Origin of the sequence: Amycolatopsis sp. MtRt-6, assembly GCF_017308975.1 — a bacterium.
Classification (GTDB): Bacteria; Actinomycetota; Actinomycetes; order Mycobacteriales; family Pseudonocardiaceae; genus Amycolatopsis.
This window is the reverse complement of record NZ_JADWPD010000004.1, coordinates 147,174-161,785: the sequence shown is the minus strand read 5'-3', so window position 1 is coordinate 161,785 and position 14,612 is coordinate 147,174. Positions and strand designations below refer to the sequence as shown.

Here is a 14,612-nt window from a genome sequence, read left to right as displayed (position 1 = left end):
GCTCCACACGAACGGATGAGAGGGCTAAGCTCCGACCCCGCAGCGTCCGCGAGGGTGGGAGGTCCCGTGACCGGAAAAGCGAGCTGGGTACCGCCGGAGATCGACACCACGGTGCCGAACCCGGCCCGGGTGTACGACTTCTGGCTCGACGGCGACCACAACTTCGCCGCCGACCGCGCGCTCGGGGAACAGATCCTCAAGATCATGCCCGGCGTCCGCGACGCGGCCCGGCTCAACCGCGCCTTCCTGCGCCGCGCCGCGCGGTACATGGTCGACGCCGGGGTCCGGCAGTTCCTCGACGTCGGCTCCGGCATCCCGACCGTCGGCAACCTGCACGAAATCGTCCAGCAGGTGGACCCGGCGTGCCGGGTGCTCTACGTCGACCGCGAGCCGGTCGCGGTCGCGCACAGCGAACTGCTGTTGCAGGGCAACGACAACTGCGCGGTGCTCCAGGCAGACCTGCGCGACGTCAACGACATCTTCGACTCGGAGCCGGCACGCCGGCTGCTCGACCCGGCACAGCCGACCGGCGTGTTCATGTTGCTGCTGCTGCACTTCGTGCCGGACGAGTGGGACCCGGCCGGCATCCTGACCCGCTACCGCGAACGGCTCGCGCCGGGCAGTTTCCTGGCCGTCACGCACGTCGCGGCGGACTCCGGGTCGGAGCGCCTCGACGAGGCGGTCCAGATGTACAAGACGGGCCAGCACCAGCAGAACCAGCCGTTCCCGCGCACGCACGACCAGGTGCTCCGGTTCTTCGAAGGCTTCGACCTCGTCGAACCGGGCCTGGTCGGCTGCGCGATGTGGAACCCGCAGGGCGTCGGCGACATGTCCGACGACCCGTCGATCAACTCGCTCCCGTACGCGGGAGTGGGGCGCAAACCCTAGGTCCCGCCATCCGCGGAACGGCCGCCCGGCCGGAGCCGGGCGGCCTTCGCCGTCACCGCAGCGAGAACGTCGCCAGGTTCACCGGGCCGTCGAACGTCAGGTACACGTCCTGCCGGCCGCTCGCCTTCGCCAAGGCCGCGGTCACCGTCGTGTACGCGTACCGGTCACCGGTCGAAGACACCGGCACCGTGCCCAGCACGCGACCGGTCGGCGAGCCGAGGCGGACCGTGATCCGCGTCGTGCCGGCCTCCGCCTTGGACACCGAAGCCGTGAACTTCTGCGGGCCGCCCAGTGCGACGTTCTTGAACGCCACCCAGCTCCCGGCGGTGGCCGCGACCGAGGTGCCCGAGACCTTCGACGTGTCCGTCAACGTCGTCCCGGAGTAGTCGTCGAAGTTCTGGGCCTGCGTCGGACGGCTCAGATCGCGGGGCAGCGGCCGCTCCCCCGGCACGTAGACCGGCCGCGTCGCGGAGAGTTCGGAGGCGTTGCGGCCCACCGAGAACTCGTACACCCCCGCCGCCACCACCGACCGCTCCCGGGACACGTCCCAGGACGCCAGATCCGTCACGGGCACCTCGAACCGCACCGTGCGGGTCTCCTTCGGTGCCAGGGACAACTTCGAGAAGTCCCGCAACCGCTGCACGCCGGAGTTCTTCGAGTAGAGCTGGACGACGTCGCTGCCGGTGCGGGCGCCGGTGTTCGTCACGTCGACGCTCACCCGGACCTTGCCGCCCGCCTGGGACACGCGGATGTTGTCGTAGCGGAAGCTCGTGTAGCTGAGCCCGTAGCCGAACGGGAACAGCGGCTTCCCGCGGTAGTACTGGTAGGTCATCCCGGTCTTGGCGATGTCGTAGTCCAGGATGCTCGGCAGCCCGGCGTCGGAGGCGTACCAGGTCTGCGTCAGCCGCCCACCCGGGTCCTTGTCGCCGAAGAGCACGTCCGCGACCGCGTGCCCGGTTTCCTGCCCGGCGTGGCTGGTCCACAGGATGCCGGGCACCGACAGGGTGTCCCAGCCGGTCGTCGGGTAGCTGTTCTCCACCACGACGATCGTGTGCGGGTTCGCCTTCTGCACCGCCTCGATCAGCGCGCGCTGCGCCGGGGCGAGCTCGGTGCTCGTGCGGTCGTTGGCCTCGCGGCCGTTGATGAACGGCATGCTGCCGACCACGACCACGGCGGTGTCCGCGTCCTTGGCGGCGGCGACGGCGCTGCCGACACCGCTGCTCAGCACCTCACGGCCGAACTTGGTGGCGTGCGCGGCGTCCGGGGACGAGATCGTCAGGACGCCGTCCGCGCCGACGACCGCGAACCGGTTCGGGCCGAACCATGGCTCGTTCACCTCGTTGCCCGCGTATTCGAGCACGTAGCTGCCGTCGGGCTGGGCGGCGAGCTTCAGCTGCTGCTGCACGTACCAGCCGGCCGGCTGGTCGACGTCGTTCACCAGCGCCCCGCCGGAGTAGCTGAGGAACTTGCCGTTCGCGGCCGCGCGCAGCGTGTTCTTGCCCGCGCCCCAGTCGTAGACGTCGAACGACTCGGCGGTGCCCGCGACGGTCCCGCCCGCAGTCACCTTGCCGGCGGTGGCGGGCGCCGTCAGGTACTTGCCGGTGGACAGGTCCTTCAGCGCGATCCGGTCGACGCCTTCGGACGACGCGACCGTGCCCGCCGAGCCGAGCCGCTCCTTGATGCCCTGCAGCGGCGTGACCTTGTACTGCATCGCCCCGCTGTACCAGTCTTCGTACAGGGTGTTCGAGAGCGGGCCGACGACCGCGATCTTCTTGTTCTGCTCCGCCTTCAGCGGCAGCGCGCCGCCGTTGTTGCGCAGCAGCACCATCTGCTCGTCGGCGGTCTTGCGGGCGAGGGCCCGGTGCTCGGGCGAGCCGATGACGGCCGGGGTGATCTTCGCGTACGGGTTGCTTCCCGGCGGGTCGAACTCGCCGAGCCGGAACCGCAGCGACAGCAGGTGCCGGTCGGCGTTCTCGACGTCGGCCATCGTCAGGAGACCCTTGGCGAGTGCCTCCTTGACGGCGTTGGTGGTGATCGAGCCGTCGGTGTCGTTGTCGGTGAAGCTGTCGAGGCCCGCCTTGATGGCCGCCGCGTTCCCTTCGGCCTTCGTCGGGTAGTACTTCTCCGAGTTGATCAGGTTCGACGGCGCACCGGCGTCGCTGACCACGGCGATGTCCTGCGGCGCCCACTTCCGCAGCTTTTCGTCGAGGTCCGGGCTCACGTGGCTGGGCCGGCCGTTGACCAGGTTGTACGACGGCATCACGGCGTTGGCCGCGCCCGCCTGCAGCGGGGCCCTGAACGCCTGCTCGTCGTAGTCGTGCAGGATCTTCGGCGGCACCGAGGAGCTGGTGGTGTCGCGGTTGACCTCGTTGTTGTAGGCGAGGTAGTGCTTCAGCGTCGGCGCGGCCTGGAGGTACCGCGGGTCGTCACCCTGCATCCCGTGGCCGTAGGCGATCGCGAGCTCGCCGGTCAGGTAGGGGTCCTCGGAGTAGCCCTCCTCGTTGCGGCCCCACCTCGGGTCGCGCAGCAGGTTGACCACCGGGGCCCACAGATTGAGGCCCCACAGCGTCGGGTTGCGGGCGTTGAAGCCGCGCGCCTCCTGCCCGACGGCCGCGCCGACCTGCTTCACCAGCGCGGGGTCCCAGGTGGTGGCCAGGCCGATGGCCTGCGGGAACACCGTGCCGTCGGCCTTGACGACGGCACCCTTGTTGTCGTAGTCGGTCGACCAGGCGACCCCGTGCAGGGCCTCGGTGCCGGTCTTGAAGACCCCGATGCCCAGCCTCGGGATGGCCGGTTGGTACTGGTGCAGCAGCGAGATCTTCTCGTCCGCCGTCAACCGGGACAGCAGGTCGTCGATCCGGGTCGCCAGGGGCAGCGACGGATCGCGGAAGGGTGGGGGCGGCGCCGCGAGTGCCGGCGACGGGGTCACCAGCAGGGTTGCGGCCACCACCGGGACGAGAGCACGGCGGATGAGGGACAAGCGCACGGACGGCCTCCGAATCGTCGAATCGTTTCGACGGCGTGGCGCGGAACATTCGCGTCGAACGGCGGGGAACCCGACGACTATTACAGCCGTGTGAGCAAGAGGTCAAGACTGCCTGGGACCGCTCTCGGGCGGCGCAGCCGACCGGCGCCGACCCAGGCGCTGAGCTGCAAGAAGAGCCTTCATCAGGAGGTTTCGACTTATTCGACGAAGACGTTCTTCGTCGAATATTCATCGAATGGCGGCAAACGGCGAATGATGCTTGTGTTTCGGCCGGGTGTCACTTACCTTCGTGCCATCGTCGATGCGCTTCGACAGCGAACTTCCCGTCCTGTGCCTTACCCCCTCCCCCGTCCCCCCTCCCCGTCCCCTGGAGGCCGCCCGTGGTCACGATCAACGACGTCGCCAACGCGGCAGGCGTGGCCCCCAGCACGGTGTCGTACGTGATCAGCGGCAAGCGCTCGATCTCGCCGAAGACCCGGCGGCTGGTCGAGGACAGCATCCGCAAGCTCGGCTACCACCCGCACGCCGGGGCGCGGGCGCTGGCCAGCAGCAAGACCAACGTGCTCGCGCTGGTCGTGCCGCTGCGCACGGACCTCAACGTCGCCGTCGTGATGGAGTTCGTCGCCTCGGCCGTCACCGCGGCCCGCGCACACGACCACGACCTGCTGCTGCTCACCAAGGACGAGGGCCCGGCCGCGCTGCAGCGGGTGGCGTCCTCGGCGATCGCCGACGCGCTGATGGTGATGGACGTCGAAACCGCCGACCCGCGGGTGCCGATGCTCCTGGCCCTCGACCTGCCGGTGGTGCTCATCGGCGTGCCCGACCACCCGGCCGGGCTGAGCTGCGTCGACCTCGACTTCACCGCGGCGGCCTCGGCGTGCGTCGCGCACCTGGCCGAGCTCGGCCACCGCTCGATCGCGCTGATCGGCCCCTCCCCGGCCGTCTACCGGCGCGGCACGAGCTACGCGACGCGATTCCTGCGCGGCTTCGACGAAGCCGCGAAGAGCCGGGACGTGCGCGCGGCCTCCCACGCGTGCGCCCATTCCTACGAAGCGGTGAGCGCCTGCCTGGACGAGCTGCTCGCCGCCGATCCCGGCCTGACCGGCCTGGTCGTGCACAACGAGGCCGTGCTGCCCGGGCTGCTGTCGGACCTGCGCCACCGCGGCCTGCGGGTGCCCGAGGACATCTCGGTCATCGCCGTGTGCCCGGACAGCATGGCCGAGCAGCACGTCGTCTCGCTGACCAACGTGGCCATCCCGGCCGAGGAGGTCGGCACCCAGGCCGTCGAAATGACCATGCGCCGGCTCGCCGGCCACTCCACCCCGGAGGTCCGGCTGCTCGGACCCCGCCTCACCCGGCGCGAAAGCACCGCCGCGCCCCGCGTCCAGTAGGGATCGACACAGTCCCGGTTCTGCTCCGCCGCCGAAGGAGAATCACCATGCCCGTAGTCCGCCGCGCCCTCGTCCTGACCGCGAGTGCCACGAGTGCCGTGCTGCTGGCCGCCTGCAGCCCCAGCCCGGCCCCGTCCGCGCCCGGCGGCGCCGATGCCCCGGCCGCCACGTCGATCACCGAGCTCGACTACTACGCCGACGAGCAGGGGTCCGCCGCCTGGCAGAAGATCCTCGACACCTGCGCAACGCAGACCGGGATCAAGATCGAGCGCCAGAAGGTGCCGACCAACCAGATGCTGCCGAAGGTCCTGCAGAGCGCCAGCTCGAAGACCCTGCCGAACCTGCTCTTCACCGACAACCCCACGCTGCAGCAGGTCGCCGCCACCGGCGCGCTGACCCCGCTGACCGACTACGGCATCAGCACCGACGGCTACTACCCGAGCATCGTCAAGGCCGGCACCTACCAGGACAAGCTGTACGGTGTCGCCCCCGGCGTCAACGGCCTCGCGCTGATCTACAACAAGGACCTCCTGCAGGCCGCCGGTGTCGAGCCGCCGAAGACGTGGGACGAGCTGAAGGCCGCCGCGGCGAAACTGACCAAGGACGGCAAGTACGGGCTCGCGTTCTCGGCCATCCCGTCCGAAGAGGGCACCTGGCAGTTCCTGCCATTCTTCTGGAGCAACGGCGCCGAGCTGTCCCAGCTGGACTCCCCGCAGTCGACGCAGGCCCTGCAGTACGTCACCGAACTGGTGAACTCCGGTTCGGCGTCGAAGTCCGTGGTGACCTGGAACCAGAACGACGTCGCGGACCAGTTCGTCGGCGGCAACGCGGCGATGATGATCAACGGGTCGTGGAACCTCGCCCGCCTCGACGAGCAGAAGTCGCTGCACTACGGCGTCGTGCCGATCCCGGTCCCGCAGGCCGGCGGCAAGCCGGTGGTCGCCCTCGGCGGCGAGGTCGGCACGGTGCCCGTGACCAGCGGGCCCGCCCAGCAGGCCGCCGCCAAGGTGCTCTCCTGCATCCTGTCCGAACCCACGATGGTCGAGTGGAGCAAGGCGCACGCCTACATCCCCTCGAAGACGGCGGTGGCGGAGAAGTTCGGCAAGGACCAGCCGTCGATGCAGGCCTTCGTCGACGAGGTCGGCACGGCCCGCTCCCGCACGGCCGAGCTCGGCGAGAAGTACCCGAAGGTCTCGCAGGCGCTGGCCGACGCGCTCCAGGCGGCGTTGACCGGGAAGACGCCGGTCGACCAGGCTCTCAAGGCCGCGCAGCAGGCGAGCGGCTCGTGACGCTCGCCGCCGCCCCGTCGGTCTCGGCGGCACCCCGCGCGAACCGGAAGTCCCGCCGGGACAGCCGGTTCGCCGCGTGGGCGTTCCTGCTGCCCGCCCTGGCCTACATCATCTTGTTCTTCGGCTATCCCCTGGTCGCGAACCTGGTGATGAGCACCCAGAACTACACGGTGAAGTCGTTCTACACCGGCGAAGCACCCTTCGTCGGTATCGCGAACTACTCCGCCGTGCTGAACAACCCGCTGTTCTCCACGGCGGCGCTCAACACGGTCCTGTTCACCGCCGGGTCGATCGTCTTCCAGTTCGGCATCGGCCTGGCACTCGCGGTGTTCTTCAACGGCCGCTTCCTCGGCAGCGCGTTGCTGCGGTCGCTGCTCCTGCTGCCGTGGCTGCTGCCGCTGGTCGTCAGCGGCGCGGTCTGGCGGTGGATGTTCGACCAGGACCACGGCGTGCTCAACGCCTTCCTGCGGGCGGTGGGTCTCGACGCGGTGCCGTGGCTGAGCAGCACGAGCTGGGCGCTGCCGGCGGTGATCCTCACCAACATCTGGATCGGCATCCCGTTCAACCTGGTGATCCTGCACGGCGGCCTGCGCGCGATCCCGGCGTCGCTCTACGAGGCCGCGGCGCTCGACGGCGCCGGCGCGTGGCAGCGGTTCCGGCACGTCACCTGGCCGCTGCTGCGGCCGGTCACCGGGATCGTGCTCATGCTCGGCCTGGTCTACACGATCAAGGTGTTCGACGTGATCATGGTGGTCACCGGCGGCGGGCCGGCCAACGCGACGCAGACGTTGACAACGTGGTCGTACCGGCTGTCCTTCCAGGACTTCGCGTTCGGGCAGGGCGCCGCGGTCGGCAACGTCCTCATCGTGGTGGCGACGCTGTTCGGGCTGCTCTACCTGCGCTCGGCGAAGGCGACCCTGGCGGAGGCAGCATGAAGACCGCGAACTGGCCGCGCACGGTGTTCGGCGTGCTGATCGTCGCGGTGCTGCTGTTCCCGCTGTACTGGATGGTCAACGCGTCCCTGCAGCCCAGCGGCGCGCTGCTGCGCCCCGACCCGGCGTTCTTCCCCGTCGACGGCACCCTGGACGGCTACCGCAAGGCGTTGTCCTCCCAAGGGCCGCACCTGCTCTCCAGCGTCGTCGTCGCGCTCGGCACGGTGTTCGTGTCGCTGCTGGTCGCGGCCCCCGCGTCCTACGCGCTGGCCCAGCTCAAGGTGCGCGGTGGCCCGGTGCTCGTGTTCGTGCTGCTCATCGTGCAGATGATCCCGGGCATCGTGATGGCCAACGCGCTCTACACGGTGTTCAGCAACCTCGGCCTGATCGACAACTACCTCGGGCTGGTGCTCGCCGACTCCACCGCGACCATCCCGTTCGCCATCCTGCTGCTGCGGGCGTTCATGATCTCGGTGCCGAAGGAGCTCACCGAAGCGTCCCGAGTGGACGGTGCCGGGTACTGGCGCACGTTCTTCTCGATCATCCTGCCGGTCAGCCGCAACGCGCTGGTCACCGCCGGGTTGTTCGCGTTCCTGTTCGCCTGGGCGGACTTCCTGTTCGCCGTCACCCTGACCACCGGTCAGTCGTTCGAGCCCATCACCGTGGGCATCTACCGCTTCGTCGGCAACCAGTCCGCCGACTGGAACGGGATCATGGCCACCGCCGTGCTCGCCGCGATCCCCGCGGCCGTGCTGCTGGTCGTCGCCCAGCGCTACGTCGTCGCCGGGCTCACCAGCGGCGCCGTCAAAGACTGAACCTTCTCAAGGAGACCTGCGTGATCGCCACGACCGAAGACGGCCGTTCGCTCGAAGTCCGCGTGCGGCACGAGGTGCTGCGCATCGAGCCGTGGGGCGCCGACAGCCTCCGCGTGCGCGCCGGACGGCACCGCATCCTCGACGACGTCCCGGGCGCGCTGCTGCCCGCGAAGCCGTCCGCCGCCACCGCGACCGTGGACGGACGCACCGGCCGGGTGGTCAACGGCGCGCTCACCGCGATCGTCGAGATCGCCGACACCGACACCGGCATCGACACGCAGCTGAAGTTCGTCCGCACCGACACCGGCGAAGAGCTGCTGTCCGAGCAGCGCGCGCACTTCTGGTGGCCCGGCGCGCGGCTGTTCATGCCGTCGCGCAACGGCTACGGCCGCCTCGAACAGCGGTTCACCGCCTACGACGACGAGCGGATCTTCGGCCTCGGGCAGCGCACGCACGGACGGCTCGACCAGAAGGGCCTCGTGCTCGACCTGGTCCAGCGCAACGCCGAGGTCTCGGTGCCGTTCCTGCTGTCCAGCCGCGGCTACGGGTTCCTCTGGAACAGCCCCGCCGTCGGCCGCGTCGAGCTGGCCGCCAACGGCACCCGCTGGGTCGCCGACGACGCCCGGCAGATCGACTACTGGATCACCACCGGCGACGGCCCGCGTCAGATCCTCGGCCACTACGCCGACGCGACCGGCCACGCGCCCATGCTGCCGGAGTGGGCGGCCGGCTTCTGGCAGTCGAAGCTGCGCTACCGCACGCAGGAGGAGCTCCTGTCCGTCGCGCGGGAGTACCACTCGCGCGGGTTGCCGCTGTCGGTGATCGTGACCGACTTCTTCCACTGGACGCACCTCGGCGACTGGAAGTTCGACACCGCGGACTGGCCGGACCCGGCCGGGATGGTGCGCGAGCTGGCCGGCCTCGGCGTCAAGCTGATGGTGTCGGTGTGGCCGTCGGTGAACCCGCTGTCGGAGAACTACCGCGAACTGCACGAGAACGGCCTGCTGGTCGCCGCGGAGAACGGCGTCCCGTTCCACGCGCCGTGGAAGGACAAGGGCTTCGACGTCGAGATGCCGGTGGCGTTCTACGACGCGACCAATCCCCAGGCGCGGCAGTTCGTCTGGAGCAAGGTCAAGGAGAACTACTACGACCTCGGCGTGCGCGCGTGGTGGCTGGACGGCGACGAGCCGGAGATCCAGCCGGGCCACCCGCACAACCTCGGCTTCCACGCCGGGCCGGGTGCGGAGGTGTTCAACATGTACCCGCAGGCCAACGCGCAGACGTTCCACGACGGCATCCGCGCCGAGGGCGACGACGAGGTGGTGCTGCTGTCCCGCTCGGCGTGGGCGGGCAGCCAGCGCTACGGAGCGGCGCTCTGGTCGGGTGACATCGGCGCCACGTGGGAGTCGCTGCGGACGCAGGTGCGGGCCGGGCTGAACGTGGCGGTGGCCGGGATCCCGTGGTGGACCACGGACATCGGCGGCTTCCACGGCGGCGACCCGTCGTCGCCCGAATACCGCGAGCTGATGGTCCGCTGGTTCCAGTACGGCGTGTTCTGCCCGCTGTTCCGCCTGCACGGCTACCGCGACCCGCGCCCGGCGTTCGGCCCGGACATGTCCGGCGGCCCCAACGAGGTCTGGTCGTACGGCGAGCCCGCGTACGAGTCGATCGCCGGGTCGCTGCGGTTGCGCGAACGGCTGCGGCCGTACCTGATGGAGCAGATGCGGGTGGCCCACGAGCAGGGCGTCCCGCCGATGCGCCCGCTGTTCGTCGACTTCCCGGCGGACAGTGCGGCCTGGGACGTCGACGACCAGTTCCTGCTCGGCCCGGACGTCCTGGTCGCCCCGGTCCTCGAAGCCGGGGTCACTTCCCGGCGGGTGTACCTGCCGGCCGGGGCTTCCTGGACGGACGCGGTGACCGGCACCCGCCACGAGGGCGGCGAGTGGGTCGAGGCGCCGGCCCCGGCGGAGCGGATCCCGGTGTTCCTCCGCGACGGCGCGGACCTGCCGATCCGCGAGCCGTAGCGGTCACCACGGCCCGACCTGCGTCCCGGTGAAGTCGAACTCGGCGGCCGTCGCGCCCGTGAAGTCCACGCGGCCGCCGAAGCACGCTCCTGCGAAGTTCGCCGTTCCGGTGAACACCGTTCCGCCGAACCGGGCGTCGCCGTCGAAGTGGACGTCGCGAAAGGACGCGTCACGGACTTCGCAGCCGCGCAGGTCCACGGCGTGGAGCACCAGGCCGGCCAGGTCGAGGTCCATCCCGGGCCAGAACCACGGCGAATCGGGCCGCAGGTGCGGCCGCAGGAGCCGCCACAGCTCGGCCTGCCACTCCGGTGAGTCGGGCCAGTCGTCCTCGAACTGGCCGAGGATTTCGCCGACGCACTCCTGGCGCAGCCCAGGGTCACCGTCGGCCTGCCGGGCGAAGGAGGCGAGCGCGGTCAGCCGGGCGGCCCGCTCGTCGGCCAGCAGCCGGGCCGCGACCTCGTCGGGCACCGGCTCGGGCGGCGCCGACGGGGTCAGCACCTCGGCGGGACGGTCCCGGCGGAGGAGCAGCCACGCCGTGACCGAGCCGGACACGGCGCCGATCAGCGCCAGGAGCGCGAACGGCGTGACCGTGGACATGCCCACGATTCTCCCGGCGGTGGCCAGCGAATTAAAGTGGACCTGTGAGTCCAAAGCTGACCCCGAAGGGCGCCGCGACGCGGCAGCGGATCGTCGAGGGCGCCGCGGCGGAGATCCGCGAGCGCGGTGTCGCCGTCACGACGCTCGACGACGTCCGGGCGCGGACGGGGACGAGCAAGAGCCAGCTCTTCCACTACTTCCCGGACGGCAAGGAGGAGCTCCTGCTGGCGGTGGCCCGCTTCGAGGCGGACCAGGTCCTGGAAGTCCAGCGGCCCCAGCTGGGCAGCCTGACGTCGTGGGCGGCGTGGCAGCGCTGGCGCGACACCGTCGTCTCGCACTACGACAGCCGCGGCCGGCACTGCCCGCTCAACGTGCTGATCTCCCAGCTCGGCCGAGCGACGCCGGGGGCGCAGGCCGTGGTGACCGAGCTGCTGCGGCGCTGGCAGGACGAGATCGAGGCGGGCATCCGCCACCTGCAGCAGGCCGGCGAGGTCGCCCCGGAGCTCCCCGCCGGACGCACGGCGGCCGCCCTGCTGGCCGGCATCCAGGGCGGCGTGGTGGTGATGCTGTCGACCGGCCGCATCGACCACCTGGAAGCGGCGCTCGACGTCGGCATCGCGAACCTGCGGGCGAGCGGGAGCCGGCGCTGAGGCCGGCTCCCGCGCCGGGGATCAGGCGGACTTGATCGCGGAGATCTCGAACTCCAGCGTGACCTTGTCGCTCACCAGCACGCCACCGGTCTCGAGAGCGGCGTTCCAGGTGATGCCGTAGTCCTTGCGGCTGATCGTGGTGGAGCCCTCGAAGCCGATCCGGTCGTTGCCGAACGGGTCCTTGGCCGAGCCCTCGAACTCGAACGGGACGGTCACCGAACGGGTGACGTCCTTGATGGTCAGGTCGCCGGTGACGTCGAAGCTCGTGTCGCCGGTCTGCTTGATCTCGGTCGAGGTGAAGGTGATCTGCGGGTACTCGTCCATCGACAGGAAGTCGTTGCTCTTCAGGTGCCCATCGCGGTCGGCGTTGCGGGTGTCGATGCTGTGGGCCTGGATGGTCACCTGGACGCTCGACTTCTCCGGGGCGTCGCCGTCGATGGTCGCGGCGCCGGTGAACTCGTTGAAGCTGCCGCGCACCTTCGTCACCATGGCGTGCCGGGCGACGAACCCGATCCGCGAGTGGGCGGCGTCGAGGGTGTATTCGCCGGTCAGCTGGGGGTAGGTGGTCGCGCTGGTCATCGCTGTTCTTCTCTCCTCGTGGTGGCACCCCCCGGTGATTGAGGGTTCAACGACACTGTACTCACTTTGGCTGGTTGCGCAAGCAAGCTTTCGGTAGAGTCGCCGACATGGGTGATCTGTCCGCGCTCGACCTCGACGAAGCCGCCTTCTGGCGGCCGCTGATGCGCATCATGACGGCGTTGCCGCGGGCGCTCGAGGACCAGTTCCTGCCCGAGACAGGCCTCGCGATCACCGACTACGGGGTGCTGGTGGCGCTGTCCGAGGCGCCGGACCGCCTGCTCCGCATCTCGGCGCTGGCCGCGACCACCGGGCTGTCGCTGAGCCGGATCAGCCGGGTCGTCGACGACCTGACCCGCCGCGGCCTGGTCGAGAAGCGCCGGTGCGCCGAGGACGGCCGCGCGTCCAACGCCGTGCTGACCGAGGCCGGATTGGCCAAACTGGAGGCGGCCTACCCGAGCCACCTCGCCCGCGTGCGGGCCGCGGTGTTCGACCACCTGAGCGCCGAGGACATCCGCACGGCCGGGCCGGTGCTGGCCCGGCTGGCCGCGGCACTGGACACGACTCCCCCGACCGACGACTGCTGAGGACGCCGATGACCGACAAGGGCGAGTACAAGCGGGACCTCAACTACATCCCGGACCGGATCACCGCCGACGGCCGCGACGGCTGGCCGGTCGAGCCCGGCCGCTACCGGCTGGTGGTCGCCCGCGCGTGCCCGTGGGCGAACCGCGCGGTGATCGTCCGGCGGCTCCTGGGCCTCGAGCCGGTCCTGTCGATGGGGATCGCCGGCCCGGTGCACGACGAGCGCAGCTGGAGCTTCGACCTCGATCCCGGTGGCCGCGACCCGGTCCTCGGCATCGAGCGGCTGCAGGAGGCGTTCTTCAGGCGCGACCCGGAGTACCCGCGCGGCATCACGGTCCCGGCGTTCGTCGACATCCCGACCGGCAAGGTCGTCACGAACGACTTCGCGCAGATGACGCTGGACATGTCGACGGAGTGGACGGAATTCCACCGTCCCGGCGCCCCGGACCTGTACCCGGAGAAGCTGCGCGACGAGATCGACGACGTGGCGCAGCGGGTGTTCACCGACGTCAACAACGCGGTGTACCAGTGCGGGTTCGCCCGGTCCCAGGAGGCGTACGAGCACTCGTACCGGAAGTTGTTCGCCGCCCTGGACTGGTTGTCGGAGCGTTTGGCGGGTCAGCGTTACCTGGTGGGCGACACGATCACCGAGGCGGACATCCGGCTGTTCACCACGCTGGTCCGGTTCGACGCGGTGTACCACGGCCACTTCAAGTGCAACCGCCAGAAACTGGCCGAGCTCCCGGTGCTGTGGGCGTACACGCGCGACCTGTTCCAGACGCCCGGCTTCGGCGACACGATCGACTTCGCCCAGATCAAGGAGCACTACTACGTGGTGCACCGGAACGTGAACCCGACGGGCATCGTGCCGGCCGGGCCGGACCCGTCCGGCTGGCTCACCCCCCACGGCCGCGAGGAGCTGGGCGGCCACCCGTTCGGCGACGGGACACCACCGGGCCCGCCGCCCGCCGACGAGCGGGTGCCGCCGCTCTGAGATCTTGGCTACGGTGATCACCATGGAACGCCTGCGCGATCGACGGGTCCTGGTCACCGGTGCGGGTTCCGGCATCGGCCGGGCCACCACGCTGCGCCTGCTGGAGGAGGGTGCCCGGGTCATCGGCACCGACGTCGCCACCGAAGGACTTGCGGCAACGCAGGCGGCCGCTCCCCCGGGCCTGACGACGGTCCCGATGGACGTGGCCGACGAAGCCTCGGTGGATTCCGCGGTGAAGGCGGCAGTCGAGACCCTCGGCGGCCTCGACGTGCTGGTCAACGCGGCGGGGATCCTGCTGGCGTCGCACACGCACGAGACATCGCTGGAGCTGTGGAACCGGGTACTGGCGGTGAACCTGACGGGCACGTTCCTGGTGACACGCGCGGCCCTCCCGGCCTTGCTGAAGTCTTCGGCGGGGGTGGTGGTCAACTTCAGTTCGACATCGGCCTCGTTCGCACACCCGTACATGGCGGCGTATTCGGCCAGCAAGGGCGGGATCCAGTCGTTCACGCACGCGCTGGCGCTGGAGTACGGCAAGCAGGGGCTGCGAGCGGTCAGCATCGCCCCGGGCAGTGTCAAGAGCGGAATAACGGACTCGGCGGCGAGCTGGCTGCCCGCGAACGTCGATTTTTCGTTGTTCGGCCGGTTGCTGCCGATCCTGCCGACGGACCACACGACAGAGGTGGGCAACGCGGTGGCGGGCCCCGAGGCGGTGGCGGGAGTGGTGGCCATGCTGGCCTCGGAGGACGGAAAGTTCATCACGGGAACGGAGATCCGCATCGACGGCGGCACGCACACGTGAGCGGTCTGGTAGCTGTGCCGGCATCCGGCGGACACGCGCCGGGATGCGGGAGAGCTGGTCGGTGCGGCCGGTTGCCCGAGAGC

13 protein-coding genes are annotated in these 14,612 nt (G+C 70.2%); 10 read left to right on the top strand and 3 right to left on the bottom strand.

Annotated features, from left to right (window positions below; genetic code table 11):
• The first annotated feature begins 66 nt into the window (after nt 1–66).
• A complete protein-coding gene (locus I4Q55_RS09435) occupies nt 67–888 on the top strand; it encodes an SAM-dependent methyltransferase (protein ID WP_206785742.1) in 822 nt (273 codons plus the stop codon).
• Nucleotides 889–940: 52 nt separating this feature from the next.
• On the opposite strand, the gene I4Q55_RS09430 is transcribed toward I4Q55_RS09435, so the two are convergent.
• Nucleotides 941–3,874: a glycoside hydrolase family 3 protein gene (locus tag I4Q55_RS09430; protein WP_206785740.1), complete on the bottom strand. Its 2,934-nt coding sequence runs from the start codon at nt 3,872–3,874 to the stop codon at nt 941–943.
• Nucleotides 3,875–4,254: 380 nt separating this feature from the next.
• Here I4Q55_RS09430 and I4Q55_RS09425 point away from each other — a divergent pair, with 380 nt between their 5' ends.
• Genes I4Q55_RS09425 through I4Q55_RS09405 form a run of 5 tightly spaced genes read left to right on the top strand, consistent with a single transcriptional unit; the run spans nt 4,255 to nt 10,325 of the window.
• Nucleotides 4,255–5,265, top strand: coding sequence for a LacI family DNA-binding transcriptional regulator (locus I4Q55_RS09425; RefSeq protein WP_206785730.1), 1,011 nt, complete (start codon nt 4,255–4,257; stop codon nt 5,263–5,265).
• A 47-nt stretch (nt 5,266–5,312) separates the two neighbouring features.
• Entirely contained in the window at nt 5,313–6,554 is a 1,242-nt protein-coding gene (locus I4Q55_RS09420) for a sugar ABC transporter substrate-binding protein (RefSeq protein ID WP_206785721.1), read from the top strand.
• Nucleotides 6,551–7,489, top strand: a complete 939-nt coding sequence (locus I4Q55_RS09415; protein ID WP_206785712.1) for a carbohydrate ABC transporter permease — start codon at nt 6,551–6,553, stop codon at nt 7,487–7,489. Before I4Q55_RS09420 ends, I4Q55_RS09415 begins: the two co-directional genes overlap by 4 nt.
• On the top strand, nt 7,486–8,301 hold the full coding sequence (locus tag I4Q55_RS09410) for a carbohydrate ABC transporter permease (RefSeq protein WP_206785711.1): 816 nt from the start codon (nt 7,486–7,488) through the stop codon (nt 8,299–8,301). The genes I4Q55_RS09415 and I4Q55_RS09410 overlap by 4 nt, the downstream gene beginning before the upstream one ends.
• A gap of 20 nt (nt 8,302–8,321) precedes the next feature.
• Nucleotides 8,322–10,325: a TIM-barrel domain-containing protein gene (locus I4Q55_RS09405; RefSeq protein ID WP_206785709.1), complete on the top strand. Its 2,004-nt coding sequence runs from the start codon at nt 8,322–8,324 to the stop codon at nt 10,323–10,325.
• Nucleotides 10,326–10,328: 3 nt separating this feature from the next.
• Here I4Q55_RS09405 and I4Q55_RS09400 read toward each other — a convergent pair whose 3' ends face one another.
• Nucleotides 10,329–10,922 (bottom strand): pentapeptide repeat-containing protein, encoded by a 594-nt coding sequence (locus I4Q55_RS09400; RefSeq protein ID WP_206785707.1) that lies wholly within the window; start codon nt 10,920–10,922, stop codon nt 10,329–10,331.
• Nucleotides 10,923–10,966: 44 nt separating this feature from the next.
• Between I4Q55_RS09400 and I4Q55_RS09395 the strand changes: the two genes are divergently transcribed.
• The gene (locus I4Q55_RS09395; protein WP_206785705.1) at nt 10,967–11,572 is read left to right on the top strand and encodes a TetR/AcrR family transcriptional regulator; all 606 of its coding nucleotides are present in this window, start codon (nt 10,967–10,969) and stop codon (nt 11,570–11,572) included.
• Nucleotides 11,573–11,593: 21 nt separating this feature from the next.
• Here I4Q55_RS09395 and I4Q55_RS09390 read toward each other — a convergent pair whose 3' ends face one another.
• Entirely contained in the window at nt 11,594–12,151 is a 558-nt protein-coding gene (locus I4Q55_RS09390) for a YceI family protein (RefSeq protein WP_086865416.1), read from the bottom strand.
• 107 nt (nt 12,152–12,258) lie between these two features.
• Between I4Q55_RS09390 and I4Q55_RS09385 the strand changes: the two genes are divergently transcribed.
• Genes I4Q55_RS09385 through I4Q55_RS09375 form a run of 3 tightly spaced genes read left to right on the top strand, consistent with a single transcriptional unit; the run spans nt 12,259 to nt 14,529 of the window.
• Nucleotides 12,259–12,735, top strand: coding sequence for a MarR family winged helix-turn-helix transcriptional regulator (locus tag I4Q55_RS09385; protein WP_206785703.1), 477 nt, complete (start codon nt 12,259–12,261; stop codon nt 12,733–12,735).
• 8 nt (nt 12,736–12,743) lie between these two features.
• Nucleotides 12,744–13,727 (top strand): glutathione S-transferase family protein, encoded by a 984-nt coding sequence (locus tag I4Q55_RS09380; RefSeq protein WP_206785701.1) that lies wholly within the window; start codon nt 12,744–12,746, stop codon nt 13,725–13,727.
• Between the two features lie 22 nt (nt 13,728–13,749).
• Entirely contained in the window at nt 13,750–14,529 is a 780-nt protein-coding gene (locus I4Q55_RS09375) for an SDR family NAD(P)-dependent oxidoreductase (protein ID WP_206785699.1), read from the top strand.
• The last annotated feature ends 83 nt before the right edge of the window (nt 14,530–14,612 follow it).